The following is a 17,825-nucleotide window of genomic DNA, read 5'->3' on the forward strand; positions in this document are numbered from 1 at the left end:
ACGCCCTGGGCCATCACCACCCATCGGCAGCAAAAGCCCAGGACGCAATTCGAGCTGTACTACGACGTGTAAGTCGTCACGGCACAACCGAATTCACGAAGCCCCAGCCGAATCCGGCTGGGGCTTCGGTGCGTTCCGGGACTCGCTACAGATGCGGGTGGCTGCCCAGGGATGCGCTGTAGACGGCCGGATGAGCTTGGGTGGCAGCGAGATTGCGGCGTTCCTCGGCGGTCAGGGTATGGCGGGCCAGCGCGCGGCGGGCGTAGGTGCGCAAGGTCCCCAGCAACGAGGGGTGGGCGTGGGTGTGGATCATGGCTGGATCCCTCCTCCCTGAACTTTCGATGTGGCGAGGATCCCATTCTTCCATCAGTTCACCGAGATTTCAGGTTGTGTTCACTTTTGAGCCGTACGGCGCGTCATCGGTGAGCGCGCGGTTGCCAAGATCGAAAGAGAGTGAGATGATTCGCATGTAATCTTCTCATCATGTCTAGTGGTCAAAGGAGATCACGGATGACCGCCTCCGTCGCCCGCGCCGAGCGCACCGAACACGAACTCGGCCCCCGCACGCCGATCGAGCCCGGAACCCGCATGTGGGACGAGGTAGGACTGATCACCTTCTCCCTCACCGCCGGATCGGCATTCCTGCTGCAGACCATGGAACCGACGATCTCCGCGGTCGTCGACGAGCACTCGACCTTTCGCACCGACCCGATGGGCCGCGCGATGCGCAGTCTCGCGGCGGTGATGACCTGGACCTACGGCGGTGACGAGGCCGTCGCCGAGGCCGACCGCCTGCGACGTATGCACGCCTCCCTCAACACCGTCGACGCGCAGGGCAAACGCCACTCCGCACTCGCCTCCGGTCCGTGGGCCTGGGTGCTGCACACCGGCACCTACGCCTTCAACGAGGGCTCGAAATATTTCAGCCGCACGCCGCTCACCTACGCGGAGAAGGAGCAGTACTACCAGGAGGTGCTGCAGCTGCTGCGCATGTTCTCGGTGGCGCCCAAGGAGATTCCGCCGACCTACGCCGAATTCGAGGTCTTCTTCGCCGACACCGTCGAGAACCATCTGGTCGCCACCGACACCGCGCGCGACTATCTGAAGACGATCCGCCACGTGGCACCGCCGAAGTCGCTGCCCACACCGCTGGTGCCGCTGTGGAAGCTGGCCGCGGCACCGCTGGGCCGCATGCAGTACTTCTGCACGGTCGGCACCACACCCGAACCGGCGCGCCGCAAACTCGGACTGACCTGGACCGCGCAGGACGAGCGCAACCTGCGCATCCTGGGCTGGCTGCTGGCGCGGCTCGTGCCACTGCTGCCGGAACGGATCCGCTACTTCCCCATCGCCTACGAGGCGCGCAAACTCGAACGCGACCGCGCCCGGCTGCGCAAGGTTCTCGATCTGCGCCCGATGTAGTCGAGGCGCCGGGTGACCGGCCGGTTTCCCGACCCCGGTTCTGAGGGCTGGACGGGCGGCGGTGCAGACTCGATAGTCCTATGGTGCTCGAGAATTCATCGCCACGCGCCCGGCGCGTGCTCACGCGCGTACTGTGCGGGCTGGTCCTCCTGATCGCGGCGGCGGCGCCGGTCACCGCGACCGCCGCACCGGCCCCGGCGTATCAGTGGCGCCAGGAATTCCTGACCACCTCCGACGGTGTGCGGTTGCACGCGGACATCCTCCGGCCCGCCGGCATGGCCGACGACGTGCGCACCCCGGTCGTCATGACGGTGAGCCCCTACCGCAACCATCTGGCGTTCACAGCAGAAGTTCATCCGCAGGGCGGGCCGTCGCTGCGCGATCTGTATTCGGAACTGTTCCTCGACGCCGGCTACACCTATGTGATCGTGGATCTGCGAGGTTTCGGGGGGTCCAGTGGCTGCCCCGACTTCGGTGGCCCCGGCGAGCAGAGCGATGTACGTACCGCGGTCGAATGGGCTGCGGCACAACCGTGGTCGACCGGGCGAGTCGGCCTGACCGGTACCTCCTACGAGGCATGGACCGGCATCATGGGTCTGGCCACCAACCCGAAGGGGCTGGCGGCGGTGGCGTCGTTCGAACCCGTCGTCGACCCGTACAGCTACCTGTACATGCAGGGCATTTCGTGGAAGTTCTCCGGAAAACCGGTGACCGAGGACGGGATTCGCCCCGGCGATATGGCCGGGTTCGAACATCTGCTGATCTCCTCCACCCCCGCGCACCCCTCCGACTCACCGGAATACAAGGCCAACGCCGCGCGGCTACCGATCGAATGCGCGCAGTCCTATCTGGCGGGCACCACCGACCACGACGGTGGTACCCGGTTCTGGCGCGATCGTGACCTCACCGATCGCGTTCGCGGCAGCAAGGTTCCGCTGTTCTTGAGCCAGGGTTTCCTCGATTACAACACCCGCGCCTATCGTGTCTTCGACGTCTGGAAGAACCACGACCTCCCCGAGGACCGGGGCTGGTTCGGCCAGTGGGGACACCAGAACTGCCACGAGGCATGCGGGACACCGCAGTTCTACAGCGAGGCGCTGGCCTTCTTCGACAAGTATGTGGCCCAACGCGACGTTCAGGTTCCGGGCCCGCGCGTCACCGTCGGCAGTTTCGACGGCCGGTGGCGCAGCGAAAAAGTCTGGCCGCCCGCCGATTCCGCACGAGTGACGATGCCGATACGGCCCGGTGAATACACCGATCGCGGCCTGCTCCCCGGCCCGGACCGCGAGTACTGGTCGCTCTCGCAGCCGCTGCCCTCCGACCAGCATCTGTCCGGAATCCCCACGGCCACACTGGCGTTGAGCGGCCCACCGGACGCCACGGTGGCCGCCGAACTCTACGATGTGGCGCCCGACGGCGCGGGCACGGTGATCACTCGGGGTATCGCGCAGGTCGCCGACACCGCGAACATCCGCCTGCTGGCACAGGATTGGACCGTGCCGGCCGGGCATCGGATCGGGGTGCGTATCACCGATGTGGTCGACACCGTCTGGTCGCACACTCCGGCGAACGCGCGGGTGAGCGTGCGTTCCGGCACCGTGGAGTTGCCGCTGCTCACCGGCACCCGGAATTTCGATCTGACCGGCGGCACCAGTGAAGCGCTCGGCAAATGGCGCGCGCGCTGGGTGACCGGCCTGCCGGCCGATGTGCTGCGCGATTCCGGTGTGACCGTGGACTTCCCGCAACGACGAGGAGATCGATGACAGCGACCGGTACGACCGCGACCACCGTCGACGACGCGACCGCCCAGCGGCTCGCGGCCGCCCTGCGCTGCGTCACCGTCTCCCGCGACGACGCCGATGCCGACGTGGTCGAATTCGACCGGCTCGCAAGCCTTCTCGAACACGAATTCCCGCTGGTACACACCCATCTCGAACTGGAGCGGTTCGGCCACAGCCGCTTGTATCGCTGGCCCGGCACCGAACCCGGTACGGCGGCCGTTCTGCTCGCCCACCAGGATGTGGTTCCGGTCGACGACGAGGCCCGCTGGACCCATCCCCCGTTCGCCGGTGTGATCGACGACGAATTCGTCTGGGGCCGTGGCGCGATCGACGACAAGAGCCGGGTGCTGGCCATTCTGGAGGCCGCCGAATCGCTGCTGGCCGAGGGCCGCCGTCCGCGCCGGACCATCTACTTCGCCTTCGGCCACGACGAGGAGATCTTCGGCCGCGCAGGCGCCACCCGGATGGCGGCCCGGCTGCGCGAGCTCGACGTGCGCGCCGATCTGCTGCTCGACGAAGGCGGAGTGATCACCCAGGGTGTCGCCGACGGGACCACCGCACCCGTCGCCTCCATCATGCTCGGTGAAAAAGGCTGGGCCACGGTGCAATTGCGCACTACCGACACCGGCGGGCATTCCTCGATGCCCGGCCGCGAAACCGCCGTGGGCCGGATCGCGCGGGCGGTCGCGCGCCTCCAGGACCATCCGATGCCGCTGCGCATGACGCCGGTGATCGCCGACATGCTGGTCCGGATGCGCCCCGCCATGGCCGAGCCGCGGCGTTCCGCGCTGCGGCTGGCCCCGGTCGCGGGCGCGGTGATCACCCGGATGATGGCGGCGCGGCCGCAGACCGAGGCGCTGGTCCGCACCACGACCGCCCCCACCGTGATCCGCGGCGGGGTGAAGGCGAACGTGCTGCCGCAAAGCGCCGAGGCGCTGGTGAATTTCCGTATCCTGCCCGGTGATTCGGTGTCCGCCGTGCTCGACCACTGCCGCCGCGTGGTCGCCGACCCGCGCGTCACGATCGAGGTGATCGGAACGGCCTCCGAACCCTCGCGGATCACCGGCCCCGGTCCGGCCTTCGACCTGATCGCCGACATCACCCGCGCCCTGGTGCCCGACGCGGTGGTGACCACCGGCATCGTGCCCGGCGCCACCGATTCCCGCCACTACGACGGGCTGGCCGCCACCCGGTGCAACTTCGCGCCGATCCTGGTCGACGCGGCGGATCTGGAGCGGATCCACGGCACCGACGAACGGCTCTCCCGGGCCAATTACGCGCGGCTGATCGAATTCAACCGCCGCGTCCTCGCGCACTACACCGGCACCGGCGGCTGATGCCGGGAATGTCGGTGTTCGCCGCTACCCTCAACGGGTGCGAGCTACAGCAACGTTCACCGTCAAATCCTTCGTCGCCACGGACGTCCTGCCCGATCCGGATATCCCCACCGCGACGCCGGTCGGAATCGCCCGGCTGGAAAAGCATTTCGAGGGTGAGGCGGTCGGACGTTCGGCCACGTTGTTCACCGCCGCGTTCGACCAGCTGTCGGGCCGGGGCACCTATGTCGCGATGGAGTCGTTCGAGGGCTCGCTCAACGGATTGGCCGGCACGTTCAACTTCGCCCATTCGGCGACCACCGCGGGCGAGGACCGCAGCGCCGAATTCTTCACGATCGTGCCCAGCAGCGGCACCGGGGAGCTGAGCGAGATCACCGGAACCGGCGGTCTGGCGGTCGACGCCGACGGCACCCACCGGATCTGGTTCGACTACGACCTGGGCTGACCATCGATCCCGGCGCGGCGGGCCGATGTGCAACGCTCCGGCCCGCCGTGCGCGACAATGGCGGCGCAGCGACGGCGCAGACGGAGGCAGCGATGACGACAGGCGATACCGGCGAATTCGACGCCCACGGCGGGCAGGTGTTCTGGCGGGCCTGGCTGCCCGAACAGGCGCGCGCGGTCGTGGTGCTGGTACACGGCGTCGCCGAACACTCCGGGCGCTACGACCATGTGGGTAAACGGCTGGCGGACAGCGGTTTCGCGGTCTACGCCTTCGACCACATCGGCCACGGCCGCTCCGGCGGCGGCCAGTCGAATATCGAATCGATCGACGCGGCCGCCGACAATGTGAACACCATGCTGGATATCGCGAGTGCGAAGCATCCGGGCCTGCCCCGGTTCGTCCTCGGGCACAGCATGGGCAGCCTGATCACGCTGTATCTGGCGACGCGGGCGCCGCTGGACGTCGCGGGCATCGCGGTGTCGGCGCCGCCGGTGGTCATCGAGGCCGGCAACCCCGTGCAGCGACTGCTCGCTCCCGCGTTGAGCCGCTGGGCGCCGAATCTGGGTGTGCTGCAACTGGATTCGGCGCAGATCAGCCGCGATCCGGAGGTGGTACGCGCCTACGATCAGGATCCGCTGGTCTACCGCGGCAAACTACCGGCCCGCACGGCGACCGAGATTCTGCGTGGCGCCGAATTCGTCCTCGCTCATCTGGACGCGCTGCGGGTGCCGACGCTGGTGCTGCACGGCGGCGAGGATGCCCTGGCGGCCCCGGTGGGCGCCGATCGGATCGAGGCCGGCGCCACCGCGACCGATCTCACGGTGCTGCGGTATCCGGGCCTCTACCACGAGGTTTTCAACGAACCCGAGCGCGAGAAGGTACTCGGCGACCTGGTGCGCTGGTTGGAGGAGCACACCGGCGCGCAGTAACATCCGAGAATGAGCAATACCGACCAGGGACGCATCGCCTTCATCCGGGCCAACTGGCACCAGTCCATCGTCACCCAGGCCTACGCGGGTTTCCTGGCCGAGTACGGCGATCTGGGGTATTCGGCGGATGCCGTCGAGGTGTTCGACGTGCCCGGCGCGTTCGAGATCCCGCTGCACGCGCAGCGGCTGGCCCGCACCGGCCGGTACGCGGCGGTGGTGGCCGCGGCGCTGGTCGTCGACGGCGGCATCTACCGGCACGATTTCGTCGCCTCGGCCGTGGTCGACGGGCTCATGCGCGTACAGCTCGAGACCGACGTCCCGGTGTTCTCCGTGGTGCTGACCCCGCATCACTTCCACGAGCACAGCGAGCACGTGGACTACTTCACCAAGCACTTCCACACCAAGGGCGCCGAGGCCGCCCGCGCGGTCGCGACCACCCTCAGCTCCCTGCGCACCCTCCCCACCAGCGCGGTCTGAGACCGGACACGGCCGAGACCGCCGAGGACACGCGGTCCGGGCCGTCCGACGACACAGCACGGCAGGGGCGACCGGCGATCCGGTCGCCCCTGCTCGTCACTTGTAGTTGTTCAGGCAGGCCGTCTCACCGTCGAGCACCCCGGCGCGGAACGCGTCGAGTCGCTGATACCCGCTGGGCACCACCTTGCCGTCGGTATCGCTCGCGGCCAGGCCGTCGGCCAGCAGACCCGACACCGCGGCGTCCAGGTCACCCGCGGTGAGCCGGGGATCGCCGGCCGGATCGCTGAGTTTGGTGGTCACGACGCCGGACAGGCAGGCGGTGCGCAACCCGGCGGATTCCGGTCCTTGCAGCGACAGGTGCCGATCTCGTTCCACCGCGAGCACATAGCGGGAGATGAACACGACGTAGGCGTTGTAGTTGCCGTCGACCACCGCGGACAGCGGGTCCCCGTCGCCCGGTTGCTGACCGGCACGCTTGGCCAGTTCCGGCACATCGGTGCCCACGGTATTGCTCGCCGGGCAGTACGAAACCGGCTCCACCGCAGTATCTTTCGGGCAATTCTCGGCGATTCCGGAATAGTCGAGCACCGGCGGCTGCGGCAGTGGATAGATCCGGGCGAGCGCGGCGGCGACGGCATTGAGCCCGTCGACGTCGACACCCATCTGATTCTCCTCGTCGCCGGGTTCGAAGGTGGTCGGCAGGCCGCCGCGGCGCTGCTGAATCTCCTTCTTGGTGATGCCCTTACACCCGGCCGCGCCGTCGGACCAGCCGATCTGCACCGCCGTCACGCGCTCGAATGCCGAGCCGTGCACATTCTTCGGGTTGTCGGGGTCGCGGTCGCGCACGGCGACCGTCGCACCCAGCACACCGTTGAGCCCGTCGGTCGTGTTCAGGGTGAAATGCGCCGAACCGCCCTCGGCCACATGCCGCAGAAACACACCCGCGAAGCAGTCGGCCTGCTGTTCGAGCACGATTCCGGGCGTGAAGAATCCGTTGAGCCGGGCCTGGTCCTGTAGCGAGTGACCGTACTCGTGCGCGAGCACCATGACCACGGCCATCTTCCCGTACTTGTTCGAGATCAGCGGCAGCAGTTTGCCGCGATCCCACCCGACGGTCTTGTCGATCTTGCAGTAGGCCGCGTTCACCACGTGATAGGTGCTGGAGCGGCAGAAGGTGACCGATTGTTCCTTGGGCGCGTTGGCATCCCAGGAAATGAAGTGACCCACCGGCTTGAAGGTGCCCGGAAAGTTCTCGGCGTATTCGGCGCCCCAGTAGTCCTGCAGATCCGACAGGGTGTTGAGGGCCAGCCGGTCCATCTCGCCGCCGTCACCGTTGTCGGCGTGCAGCGGCGCGTCGGGCACGCCCGGTCGCGGACCGCTCGGGCCGGAGGCATTGGGCGCGGCGCCGCTGAGCGCCCACGGATTCTCGTTGGTCGCGGCAACATCGTGCGCCACAGTCGTTTTCGCATCGGTGCCGCATCCGGCCGATACTGCGCCGAGCACCAGCAACCCGGCCGCCGCGGCCAGCCGCAGCCGCCTGTTGTATCTCATCTCGTGTCCTCCCCGAATACCACTGTCGACGCCCGGACCGACGACGATCCGGATTCCGCACAGCGGTCCCCCCGTCTCCCGAGCGCTCACATCGTAATCGGGCGCCCGCGCGAATGCGCAACGTATATCTCGATATCGGCACGGATGCCGCACGGTGACGACCACGACATGGCGCGCGCACCATGTGTTCATCTACTATTTACCTACGTAGATAGTAGATGCTCAACGGCGAGCAGAGAGGCCGAGACCATGCCCCGACACCCCCGCGCATCCCTCACCCTTCCCGCCTTGGCGGCGCTCACCGCCGCGGGCCTCGGCTTCACCGCGGCGCCCGCCGAGGCCGAATCCAGGCGATCGGCCGCCCAACCCGCCACCGGCTGCCTGTGGGCCGGAACCTCCCACCCTGCCGGCGCTACCGTCATCGCGGGCGGTCGCGGCTACACCTGCGGCGCCGACGGCCGCGGCACTCCCATGTGGTCGGCCGGCGCGGCGTCGGACCGGCCCGATACCGTCGCCAACCCGGGCTCGGCCGGCGACCCGGCCGCGCACTTCAGTCTGGGCGCGCGCCAGCCCGGCACCGCATACAACGACTACTGCGTCGGCAATCAACTGGTCGAGGGCGCCGACGACGTCTACCAGGTGGTGCGTGGCCACGACGACCGCTTGTTCTGGAAGGCCGCCGAACCCGTCAGCGCATGGCGCTTCGATCGCGGAAGCGTTGCGCCGCAGCCGACCTGGCGCGGAACCGGTCTGTGCTACGAGGGCAATCTGGCGTGATCGCGGGTCAGCCCTGTTTGCGGTGCGGAACGAATTCCAGCGTCAGCAGCGCGAGCACGGTGAAGACGATTTCACGCCAGCGGATGAGGACGAAGCGCTGATTGCCGAAGGAGTTGAACTTGCGCAGGAACCGATACAGCGATTCCAGCCGGATCAGCGGATCCAGCGTGCGGGCCAGCACGTAGATGACCTGCTTGGAGCGCGATCGTTCCTTGTCGGCGAACAGTTCGGGGAATGCCGCGAACGCCAGCGAGATGCGGTGCACGTCGTGGTCACGGCCGTAGTCGACGAGGTCGACGATCATCCGCTCGTCCAAGCCGTTCGGGGCATCCTTGCGCCGCCACGGCACATCGAGGCTGAGCTCGCTTCCGTGATTGGAGGATCCGTAGCGCTGGAATCCGGCGACCCGGCCCTCACCGTCGCGGGCGATCACCACGAGCATGCCCGGATTCCGGCCGTCGAGCAGATGGTCCAGGATCATCGAGAAGCCGCGGGTCTGATAGCCGGTTCCCCACTCGTCGACGATGCCCAGCAGCGCCTCGCGCATCTCGCGGTCGAGTTCGCGTTCGGGAATCACCTCGGTCTTGACGCCGAAGTTGCGGGTGCGGCTCACCGCCTGGCGCAGGTTGCGGAATTTGCGGCCGACCATATCGAACGAGTCGACCTCGACCACCACGTCACGGCCGATCGGAATGGCGTGCAGGCCATGATGATCGGTCGCGCGGGTGCGCCACAGTTCGGTGACCGCGGGGCTGGCGCCCAGCACCGCGATCCGCCAGCCGCGCGCGGAAGCGAATTCGGAGAACTCGGCGATGAGCCGACCGAATTCGGCGCAGTTGCCGACCGGGTCGCCCGCGACGACCGCGATGCCGAAGCGCGCGCGGTAGCCGATCGCGGCGTTCGAATCGGCGCTGAAGAAATAGGATTTGGCCGAATGCAGGGCGAACGGGGCCAGCGGATCCTCGACGGTGCGGTCGACCAGTGCGGCGATGCGATGCTGCTGATCCGGTTGCGGGCGCGAACTCTGCGGCAGCATCAGGATCAGGCCCGTGGAGGCGAGGCAGACGAAGCCGACGGTGCCGTGGTCGCTGCGGTAGGCGATATTGGACACCCCGAGCACGATCACCGCGACCGTGAAGTGCGGCAGCGTGATCGGCCGCCGCAGATGCAGTCCGCGCGCCACGAACAGGCCCGACAGCGAAATCGCCACGAACCAGCCGCGATTGACACCTTCCCGGGAGGCGCGGTCGGCCGCGTACAGCAGCACCACACCGACCAGCAACAGCACCACGATCAGCGGAACCCGCACGGCGCGGGTCGGATTCAGGGCGGCGTGCCGATAGGTGCGGTAACCGGTGACGGCCGAATTGAGTTCAGCCATCACGGTCTCCGATCACGCAGCGCATCGCGTGTGTCGTCGAGTTGGTGGGCGCTGCGCACGTCCACGAACATCCTCACCATGGCGGTCCTCCCGAATGGTCGCGTACCGATACAGTATGCGGAACGCTCGTTCCGGCTCTGCGGGGCCCCTCGCACGGTCAGGACGGCACAGCACACTCTGTACCAACCGATATCGCGTCCGGTCTGTTCCCCGCAACACGTTTTCGGCCCACAAAGCCGGCCGTATCGCGAGAATTCACCGCCGGTCCACGAAAGCGCCGCCTACCGCCCCCGGTGACCGCGACAACCGCCGCGCCCACGCATCGGTGTCACTGATCGCGTACCCCGCCGCGACGGATCTACGCCTCGCTCACCCGCCGCCGAAGACGCGTTCGACGACCGTCTTCGCCCGCCTCGTGACGCGCATGTAGTGGTCGAGGAATTCGCTGCCGTCGTCGGTCGGCCAGCCCGCGACCCGCGCCACGGCCGAGAGCAACGGCCCGGGCCCGGGCAGCTGGTCGGCGGGTTTGCCGCGCACCAGCACCAGGGCGTTGCGGGCCTTGGTGGCGGTGAGCCAGGCGTCGCGCAGCAGCTCCACATCGAGGGCGTCGAGCAGTTTGTTCTGTTCGATCACCGCGAGGCATTCGAGCGTGGAGGTGTTGTGCAGCTCCGGCACCTCGTGCGCGTGCTGGAGTTGCAGCAGTTGTACGGTCCACTCGATATCGGCGAGACCACCGCGGCCGAGTTTGGTGTGGGTGGCCGGATTCGCGCCGCGCGGCAGGCGTTCGGAGTCGACGCGCGCCTTGATCCGCCGGATCTCGCGCACGGCCTCCTCGGAGACCCCGCCCTTGGGATAGCGCACCGGATCGATGGAATGCAGGAACCGCAAACCCAGTTCCTCGTTGCCGGCGACCTGATGTGCGCGCAGCAGCGCCTGCACTTCCCACGGCTGCGCCCACTGCTGGTAGTAGGCGCGATAGGCGGCCAGGGTGCGGACCAGCGCGCCGTTGCGTCCCTCGGGCCGCAGCCCCGCATCGACCTGCAGCGGCGGATCGGTACTGGGCGCGCCGAGGAGCCGCTGCACCTGTTCGGCGACGCCGATCGCCCATTTCACCGCGACCGTCTCGTCCGCGCCGGGACGCGGATCGCAGACGAACAGCACATCGGCGTCGGATCCGTAGCCCAGTTCCATCCCGCCGAGACGGCCCATGCCGATCACGGCCAAGTCCGCGGGCGCGGGCGCCTGATGTTCGGCCTCCCAGGCCCGGATCACGGCCTGCAGCGACGCCTCGAGCACCGCGACCCAGACCCATGACAGCGCCCGGCACACCCGCGGCACCTCCAGCATGCCGAGCACGTCGGCGGAGGCGATGCGGGCCAGCTCGTGGCGGCGCAGCGAGCGGGCGGTGGCCACGGCCCGTCTGGGATCGTCGTAGCGGGCGGCCCCGGCCAGGATGCTGGATCGCACATCCTCGGCCTTCGGGGTCAGCAGCAGCGGCCCGTCCGGTCCGTCGGCGAACATCCGGATGGTTTCGGGCGCGTTGATCAGCAGATCGGGCAGATAGGCCGAGGAGCCGAGCACGATCATCAGCCGCTGCGCGATCGCGCCCTCGTCGCGGAGTTCGCGCAGGAACCAGATCTGGTCGTCGAGGCCTTCGGACACCCGCCGGTAGGCCAGCAACCCGGCATCGGGATTCGGTGTGTCACCGAGCCATTCGAGCAGGGTCGGCAACAGCAGCGCCTGGATGCGGCCCTTGCGCCCCACCTCCCCGGTGAGCGCCTTGAGGTGGCCGAGGGCGTTCTCCGGGGCGGCGTAGCCGAGGGCGGCGAGCTGGCGGACCGCGGCCTGCGGACTCAGGCGCAACGCGGCGGCGTCGAGGCGGGCCACCGATTCCAGCAGCGGGCGGTAGAACAGCTTCGCGTGCAGCCGGCGCACCCGCAGGGTGTTGCGCTTGATCTCGCTGCGCAGCACCCCGACCGCGTCCTGGCGCCCGTCGGGACGCATATGCGCCGCGCGAGCGAGCCAGCGCATCCCCTCCTCGTCGTCGGATGCGGGCAAGGTGTGGGTGCGCTTGAGCCGCTGCAACTGCAGGCGGTGCTCGAGCAGGCGCAGGAATTCGTAGGAGGCGGTGAGGTTCGCGGCGTCGTCGCGGCCCACATAGCCACGCGCGGCCAGCGCGGTCAGCGCCTCGACCGTGCCCGGCACGTGCAGCGATTCATCGGCCTTACCGTGCACCAACTGCAGCAGCTGCACCGCGAATTCGACGTCGCGCAGGCTGCCGTGGCCGAGTTTCAGCTCCCGCTCGCGCATGTCCTCGGGCACCAGGCTTTCGACCCGGCGCCGCATCGCCTGCACGTCGGCGACGAAATCCGGTCGTTCCGAGGCGCTCCACACCATCGGCATGAGCGCCTCGCTGTACTGCCTGCCGAGTTCCGGATCGCCGGTGGCCGGGCGGTTCTTCAACAGCGCCTGGAATTCCCAGGTGCGCGCCCAGCGCTTGTAGTAGGTGATGTGCGAATCCAGCGTGCGCACCAGCGCCCCGGCCTTGCCTTCCGGACGCAGCGCCGCATCGACGTCGAAGAATGCGCTGCCGGCGATGCCCATCATCTCCGCGGCCAGCCGGGTGGCGGTGGTGTCGGCGGGTTCGGCGACGAACACCACGTCGACATCGGAGACGTAATTGAGTTCGCGCGCACCGCATTTGCCCATCGCGACCACCGCCAGCCGGACCGGAACCGGGTCGTCGGGGCAGATCCGCGCCACCGCCACCGAGAGCGCGGCGGTGAGTGCGGCATCGGCGAGGTCGGTGAGATGGTTGCCGACCTGCTGATACGGCAGCACCGGTTCGTTCTCGACGGTGGCGGCCAGATCGTGGGCGGCCAGCACCATCAGTTGACCGCGATATCGCTTGCGCAGCAACGCGATCGCGTCGGGTCCGGCGTGGGTGGCGCGGTAGAGCATCGGCGCGGCGTTCGGCCCGGTCTCGGGCGCGGCGCCGACCACGTCGAGCAGATCGTCGAGAATCTCGCGCGTGCTCGGCAGTTCCCGCCGCAACAGCTGCCAGCTCGCCGGATCGGCGACCAGATGGTCGGCGAACGCGCTCGACGAGCCGATCAGCGCGAACAGCCTGCCGCGCAACGACAGATCGGTGCGCAGCGCGGAATCCAGTGCGGCCCAATCGGACCCGAGCGCCTCGCGCAGGCGGATCAGGGTCAGCAGCGCCAGATCGGCATCCGGCGACCGCGACAACGCCCACAGCAGTGCAACGCTGTCGACATTGTCCCAGGCGAGCTCTCGTAACGACGCGGCTGCCGTCGGCTCCAGCAATCCCAGCCGACCGGCACCGGGCACTGCGGGACGTGCAGTCGGTGGCCGGACCATTCTCTCAAATTACCGTCACGGCCGAGCATGCGGAAGTTGCCTGCTCGCAGGCGGTGGAGGGAGTGCTCGGCCGACGTCGGTCAGGGAGCCGATTCCGTTCGGGAAGGGCTGCGGGAACGCCGCCTCCCGCCGGCCTACCGGGAACGAGCCGTATCGGGTCGGAGGCCACAGCAAGCTCGGCCCCGAGCCGCCCATCGCTCGGACCCGGATCGAACGCCCCCTACCGCGGCATCGGCGTCCGCGCCGAAATGGGGTCGACCGCGCGCGCAGCACGCGGCCGACCCGTTCCTCAGAAGCTGTGTTCCGCCCCCGGATAGGTACCCTGCGCTACCTCTCGCGCGTATTCCACTGCGGCGCTGCGCAATTCGTCGCCCACACGGCCGAAGCGCTTGACGAACTTGGCCGTCTTACCGCTGGTGTAGCCGGCCATGTCCTGCCAGACCAGCACCTGGGCGTCGCAGTCGCTGCCGGCGCCGATGCCGACGGTCGGGATGGTCAGCTTGTGGGTGACCTGCCCGGCCAGTTCGGCGGGCACCATCTCCATCACCACGGCGACGGCCCCGGCCTCCTGCACCGCGATGGCGTCGGCGATCAGTTGTTCGGCCCCGTCGCCGCGGCCCTGCACTCGGTAGCCGCCGAGGGTGTTGACGCTCTGCGGGGTGAAGCCGATATGCGCCACCACCGGGATGCCGGAGGCGGTGAGCCGGGCGATGTGCTCGGAAACCCGTTCTCCGCCTTCGAGTTTCACCGCGTGCGCACCACCCTCCTTCATGAAGCGGGTGGCGCTGGCCAGCGCCTGTTCGGGCGAGCCCTCGTAGCTGCCGAACGGCAGATCGGCCACCACCAGGGCATGCGGCGCCCCGCGGACCACGCCGCGTACCAGCGGCAGCAGTTCCTCGATCGTGATCGGCACGGTGGTGTCGTAGCCGTAGACCACGTTGGCCGCCGAATCGCCGACCAGCAGCACGGGGATGCCGGCCTCTTCGAACAGCTTCGCGGTGGAGTAGTCGTAGGCGGTCAGCATCGCCCACTTCTCGCCCGCGGATTTCCATTGCTGCAGGTGCTGTACTCGCGTCTTCCGCCGGGAAGTTGTCGGTGCGGCACCGTAGGCGGTGGTTTCGGAAGCAGGATTATCCTGAGCAGCGGACATCATCGTCCCTTTCGTCTGTCCTCGAGGCCCGATCGGGTCCCCGGGTTGCTATGACCCGTCCAGTCTGCCACCGCGACGGTGCCGCGTTTAAGGCGTGCCCGGGATGGGATTCGTCACACGCGGCGGGAACGACGCGGCCGGCGGAGGCAGCCCGCTCAACCACGGAGGCCGCCGCGGACGCCGTAATGATCACAGGCGGAGATGGAAGGATGGCGCGCATGTCCTTGTCGCGATCCGGTCGCGTCGCAGCCGCGGTGGCCCTGATGTGTGTGGCCGCCGCCTGCTCGTCGACGTCGAAGAATCACCCCGTCGCCCAGCCGTCCGCGCCGAGTCCGGCCGCGCTGCAGAAGTACTACACCCAGGTGCCGGCGTGGGGCAGCTGTGACGGATTCGGCGATTCCTCGACCCGATTCCCGCAGGGCACCGAATGCACGCACATCTCGGTGCCGATCGATTACGACAAGCCCGAGGGCGCGACCGCGCAGATCGCGGTCTCCCGGATCAAGGCGACCGGGCAGCGCATCGGATCGCTGCTGTTCAACCCGGGCGGGCCCGGCCAGGCCGGACTGTGGATGGCCGCGCAGGGACAGGACACCCCGCTCGCGCAGCGATTCGACCGCATCGGTTTCGATCCGCGCGGTGTCGGCGCCTCCACGCCGCTGATCGAATGTCTGACCGGGCAGCAGTGGGATCAGCAACGCGCCGAACCGCCCAAGGACTACACCCCCGCCGGCATCGCGGCCGCCGAGCAGGAGAACAAGGACTTCGCCGCCCACTGCACCGAGAAGACCGGCAACGAATTCCTCGCCCACGTCGGCACTCGCGAGGTGGTGCAGGACATGGACATCATCCGGGGAGTGCTCGGCGACGACAAGCTCAACTACGTCGGCTACTCCTACGGCACCCGGCTCGGCTACACCTACGCCGAGAAGTTCCCGGACAAGGTGCGGGCCATGGTGCTCGACGGCGCCCTCGATCCGGACGCCGATCCGGAGAAGGAATCGGTGCAGCAGGCCGCCGGATTCCAGAAGGCGTTCGACGCCTACGCCGCCGACTGCGCGAGCAAACCGGACTGCCCGCTGGGCCAGGACGCGAGTCAGACGGTGGCCCGCTTCCACGATCTGGTCAACCCGCTCTGGAACCATCCGGCCGAGACCCGCGACGGCCGCGGGCTCACCTACAGCGACGCGGTCACCGGTGTGCAGAACACCCTCTACGCCGAGGACAGCTGGAATGTGCTGAGCGCGGGCCTGGCTCAGCTGGCCAAGGGCAAGGGCGACATCCTGCTGCAGCTCGCCGATCTCTACGACGGCCGCAGCAAGGACGGCACCTACGACAATTCGCAGGACGCGTTCCTGGCCATCCACTGCGTCGACGATCCGGCCATCAAAGACCGCGCCGACACCGATAAGCAGGACGCGGAATACCGCAAGGTTGCCCCGTTCCTCGACGACGGCCACGCCACCGGGCAGGCGCCGCTCGAGATGTGCGCGTTCTGGCCCGTGCCCAACAGCGGCTCCCCGCACAACATTTCCGCACCGGGCCTGCCCAAGACCGTGGTCATCTCCACGACCGCGGATCCGGCCACCCCGTATCAGGCCGGTGTCGATCTGGCCCATCAGCTGGGCGCGGCGCTGATCACCAACAAGGGAACCCGCCACACCGCGTTCCTCTCCGGGGGCGTGCCGTGCGTGGACGACGCCGTCTTCGCCTACCTCATCGACCTGAAGACACCGCCGGAAGGACTCACCTGCGGCTGACGCCACACATGCGGACCGGCGGTTGTTGCACGATGTAACACGGATTTAACCGCGGGTGCCTACGCTCGCGCGTATGGATCGCCAGAAGGAATTCGTGCTGCGGACGCTCGAGGAGCGGGACATCCGCTTCGTGCGACTCTGGTTCACCGACGTCCTGGGATATCTGAAGTCGGTGGCGATCGCCCCCGCGGAGCTGGAAGGCGCCTTCGAGGAGGGCATCGGATTCGACGGCTCGGCGATCGAAGGCTTCGCCCGGGTGTCGGAGGCCGATATGGTCGCCAAGCCCGATCCGTCGACGTTCCAGGTACTGCCGTGGTCCACCAGCAAGGGCCATCAGCATTCGGCGCGCATGTTCTGCGATATCGCGATGCCCGACGGCTCGCCGTCGTGGGCCGATCCGCGGCACGTGCTGCGCCGGCAGTTGAACAAGGCCGGTGACCTGGGGTTCAGCTGCTATGTGCATCCGGAGATCGAGTTCTTCCTGATCCGCTCGGCGCTCAAGGACGGCCGTCCGGTGCCCGCCGACAACGGCGGCTTCTTCGATCAGGCCGTCCACGACGAGGCGCCGAACTTCCGCCGCCACGCCATCGACGCGCTCGAATCGATGGGCATCTCGGTGGAGTTCAGCCATCACGAGGGTGCGCCCGGCCAGCAGGAAATCGACCTGCGCTACGCCGACGCGCTGTCGATGGCCGACAACGTGATGACCTTCCGCTACCTCATCAAAGAGGTGGCCATCGACGAAGGCGTGCGGGCCTCGTTCATGCCCAAGCCCTTCTCCGACCATCCGGGTTCGGCCATGCACACCCACATGAGCCTGTTCGAGGGTGAGCACAACGCCTTCGCCGATCCCGACGACCCGAACAACCTGTCCGAGACCGCGCGTGCGTTCATCGCGGGCATTCTCGAGCACGCCAACGAGATCAGCGCCGTCACCAACCAGTGGGTGAACTCCTACAAACGGCTGATCCACGGTGGCGAAGCGCCGACCGCCGCTTCCTGGGGCCGGTCGAATCGTTCTGCACTGGTCCGGGTTCCGATGTACACGCCGAACAAGCAGTCCTCGCGGCGAGTCGAGATCCGCAGCCCAGACTCCGCGTGCAATCCGTATCTGGCCTTCGCGGTGCTGCTGGCCGCGGGCCTGCGCGGTATCGAGAAGGGGTACACGCTGCCCCCCGAGGCCGAGGACGACGTGTGGTCACTGACCACCGCCGAACGCCGCGCGATGGGCTTCCGCGAGCTGCCCTCGACCCTGGACGAGGCGCTGCGGGCGATGGAGCGGTCCGAGCTGGTCGCCGAAACGCTGGGCGAGCACGTGTTCGACTTCTTCCTGCGCAACAAGCGCCACGAGTGGGCCACCTACCGCGCCCAGGTCACCCCGTGGGAGCTGGGCGAGTACCTGACGCTGTGATCGCCTGTGCGAGACCGGCTCCG

At 68.2% G+C, this 17,825-nt stretch carries 14 protein-coding genes; 9 read left to right on the forward strand and 5 right to left on the reverse strand.

Translation table 11 applies throughout. The features are described from left to right. Positions 1-145 precede the first annotated feature (145 nt). Positions 146-313, reverse strand: coding sequence for a hypothetical protein (locus A5789_RS36720; protein ID WP_156055587.1), 168 nt, complete (start codon positions 311-313; stop codon positions 146-148). A gap of 197 nt (positions 314-510) precedes the next feature. On the opposite strand from A5789_RS36720, the gene A5789_RS20030 reads away from it, so the two are divergent. From A5789_RS20030 to A5789_RS20055, 6 genes are all read left to right on the forward strand, one after another. Further along, positions 511-1,422, forward strand: coding sequence for an oxygenase MpaB family protein (locus A5789_RS20030; RefSeq protein WP_030515338.1), 912 nt, complete (start codon positions 511-513; stop codon positions 1,420-1,422). Positions 1,423-1,538: 116 nt separating this feature from the next. Further along, positions 1,539-3,185 (forward strand): CocE/NonD family hydrolase, encoded by a 1,647-nt coding sequence (locus tag A5789_RS20035; protein ID WP_227463148.1) that lies wholly within the window; start codon positions 1,539-1,541, stop codon positions 3,183-3,185. Next, a complete protein-coding gene (locus tag A5789_RS20040; RefSeq protein ID WP_063011103.1) occupies positions 3,182-4,540 on the forward strand; it encodes a M20/M25/M40 family metallo-hydrolase in 1,359 nt (452 codons plus the stop codon). The genes A5789_RS20035 and A5789_RS20040 overlap by 4 nt, the downstream gene beginning before the upstream one ends. 37 nt (positions 4,541-4,577) lie before the next feature. After that, a complete protein-coding gene (locus A5789_RS20045; RefSeq protein WP_030515341.1) occupies positions 4,578-4,985 on the forward strand; it encodes a DUF3224 domain-containing protein in 408 nt (135 codons plus the stop codon). Positions 4,986-5,077: 92 nt separating this feature from the next. After that, positions 5,078-5,914, forward strand: coding sequence for an alpha/beta hydrolase (locus A5789_RS20050; protein WP_064903211.1), 837 nt, complete (start codon positions 5,078-5,080; stop codon positions 5,912-5,914). A gap of 9 nt (positions 5,915-5,923) precedes the next feature. Next, a complete protein-coding gene (locus tag A5789_RS20055) occupies positions 5,924-6,391 on the forward strand; it encodes a 6,7-dimethyl-8-ribityllumazine synthase (protein WP_063011105.1) in 468 nt (155 codons plus the stop codon). Between the two features lie 96 nt (positions 6,392-6,487). On the opposite strand, the gene A5789_RS20060 is transcribed toward A5789_RS20055, so the two are convergent. Then, the gene (locus A5789_RS20060) at positions 6,488-7,942 is read right to left on the reverse strand and encodes a hypothetical protein (protein WP_063011108.1); all 1,455 of its coding nucleotides are present in this window, start codon (positions 7,940-7,942) and stop codon (positions 6,488-6,490) included. A 249-nt stretch (positions 7,943-8,191) separates the two neighbouring features. Between A5789_RS20060 and A5789_RS20065 the strand changes: the two genes are divergently transcribed. Next, positions 8,192-8,719 (forward strand): hypothetical protein, encoded by a 528-nt coding sequence (locus A5789_RS20065; protein ID WP_155525834.1) that lies wholly within the window; start codon positions 8,192-8,194, stop codon positions 8,717-8,719. A 7-nt stretch (positions 8,720-8,726) separates the two neighbouring features. On the opposite strand, the gene A5789_RS20070 is transcribed toward A5789_RS20065, so the two are convergent. From A5789_RS20070 to panB, 3 genes are all read right to left on the reverse strand, one after another. Continuing rightward, entirely contained in the window at positions 8,727-10,100 is a 1,374-nt protein-coding gene (locus tag A5789_RS20070; protein ID WP_082940838.1) for a bifunctional lysylphosphatidylglycerol flippase/synthetase MprF, read from the reverse strand. Between the two features lie 369 nt (positions 10,101-10,469). Beyond that, positions 10,470-13,481, reverse strand: coding sequence for a bifunctional [glutamine synthetase] adenylyltransferase/[glutamine synthetase]-adenylyl-L-tyrosine phosphorylase (locus A5789_RS20075; protein ID WP_064903171.1), 3,012 nt, complete (start codon positions 13,479-13,481; stop codon positions 10,470-10,472). Between the two features lie 289 nt (positions 13,482-13,770). Beyond that, the gene (panB, locus tag A5789_RS20080; protein ID WP_104406279.1) at positions 13,771-14,634 is read right to left on the reverse strand and encodes a 3-methyl-2-oxobutanoate hydroxymethyltransferase; all 864 of its coding nucleotides are present in this window, start codon (positions 14,632-14,634) and stop codon (positions 13,771-13,773) included. A 206-nt stretch (positions 14,635-14,840) separates the two neighbouring features. Between panB and A5789_RS20085 the strand changes: the two genes are divergently transcribed. Together A5789_RS20085 and glnA are read left to right on the forward strand one after the other, a co-directional pair. Continuing rightward, a complete protein-coding gene (locus A5789_RS20085) occupies positions 14,841-16,391 on the forward strand; it encodes an alpha/beta hydrolase (RefSeq protein WP_155525835.1) in 1,551 nt (516 codons plus the stop codon). A 73-nt stretch (positions 16,392-16,464) separates the two neighbouring features. After that, complete coding sequence (gene glnA / locus A5789_RS20090) at positions 16,465-17,802, forward strand: type I glutamate--ammonia ligase (protein WP_030515350.1); 1,338 nt, start codon at positions 16,465-16,467, stop codon at positions 17,800-17,802. Positions 17,803-17,825 lie beyond the last annotated feature (23 nt).

Source organism: Nocardia sp. 852002-51101_SCH5132738, assembly GCF_001665695.1.
GTDB lineage: Bacteria > Actinomycetota > Actinomycetes > Mycobacteriales > Mycobacteriaceae > Nocardia > Nocardia nova.

What these genes read in the sequence shown, in the direction of transcription:
- A5789_RS20065 (WP_155525834.1), top strand. Translation starts at nt 8,192, where the DNA reads ATGCCCCGACACCCCCGCGCATCCCTCACCCTTCCCGCCTTGGCGGCG.
- A5789_RS20075 (WP_064903171.1), bottom strand. Translation starts at nt 13,481, where the DNA reads ATGGTCCGGCCACCGACTGCACGTCCCGCAGTGCCCGGTGCCGGTCGG.
- A5789_RS20060 (WP_063011108.1), bottom strand. Translation starts at nt 7,942, where the DNA reads ATGAGATACAACAGGCGGCTGCGGCTGGCCGCGGCGGCCGGGTTGCTG.
- A5789_RS20040 (WP_063011103.1), top strand. Translation starts at nt 3,182, where the DNA reads ATGACAGCGACCGGTACGACCGCGACCACCGTCGACGACGCGACCGCC.
- glnA (WP_030515350.1), top strand. Translation starts at nt 16,465, where the DNA reads ATGGATCGCCAGAAGGAATTCGTGCTGCGGACGCTCGAGGAGCGGGAC.
- A5789_RS20030 (WP_030515338.1), top strand. Translation starts at nt 511, where the DNA reads ATGACCGCCTCCGTCGCCCGCGCCGAGCGCACCGAACACGAACTCGGC.
- A5789_RS20070 (WP_082940838.1), bottom strand. Translation starts at nt 10,100, where the DNA reads ATGGCTGAACTCAATTCGGCCGTCACCGGTTACCGCACCTATCGGCAC.
- A5789_RS20055 (WP_063011105.1), top strand. Translation starts at nt 5,924, where the DNA reads ATGAGCAATACCGACCAGGGACGCATCGCCTTCATCCGGGCCAACTGG.
- panB (WP_104406279.1), bottom strand. Translation starts at nt 14,634, where the DNA reads ATGATGTCCGCTGCTCAGGATAATCCTGCTTCCGAAACCACCGCCTAC.
- A5789_RS36720 (WP_156055587.1), bottom strand. Translation starts at nt 313, where the DNA reads ATGATCCACACCCACGCCCACCCCTCGTTGCTGGGGACCTTGCGCACC.
- A5789_RS20050 (WP_064903211.1), top strand. Translation starts at nt 5,078, where the DNA reads ATGACGACAGGCGATACCGGCGAATTCGACGCCCACGGCGGGCAGGTG.
- A5789_RS20085 (WP_155525835.1), top strand. Translation starts at nt 14,841, where the DNA reads ATGGCGCGCATGTCCTTGTCGCGATCCGGTCGCGTCGCAGCCGCGGTG.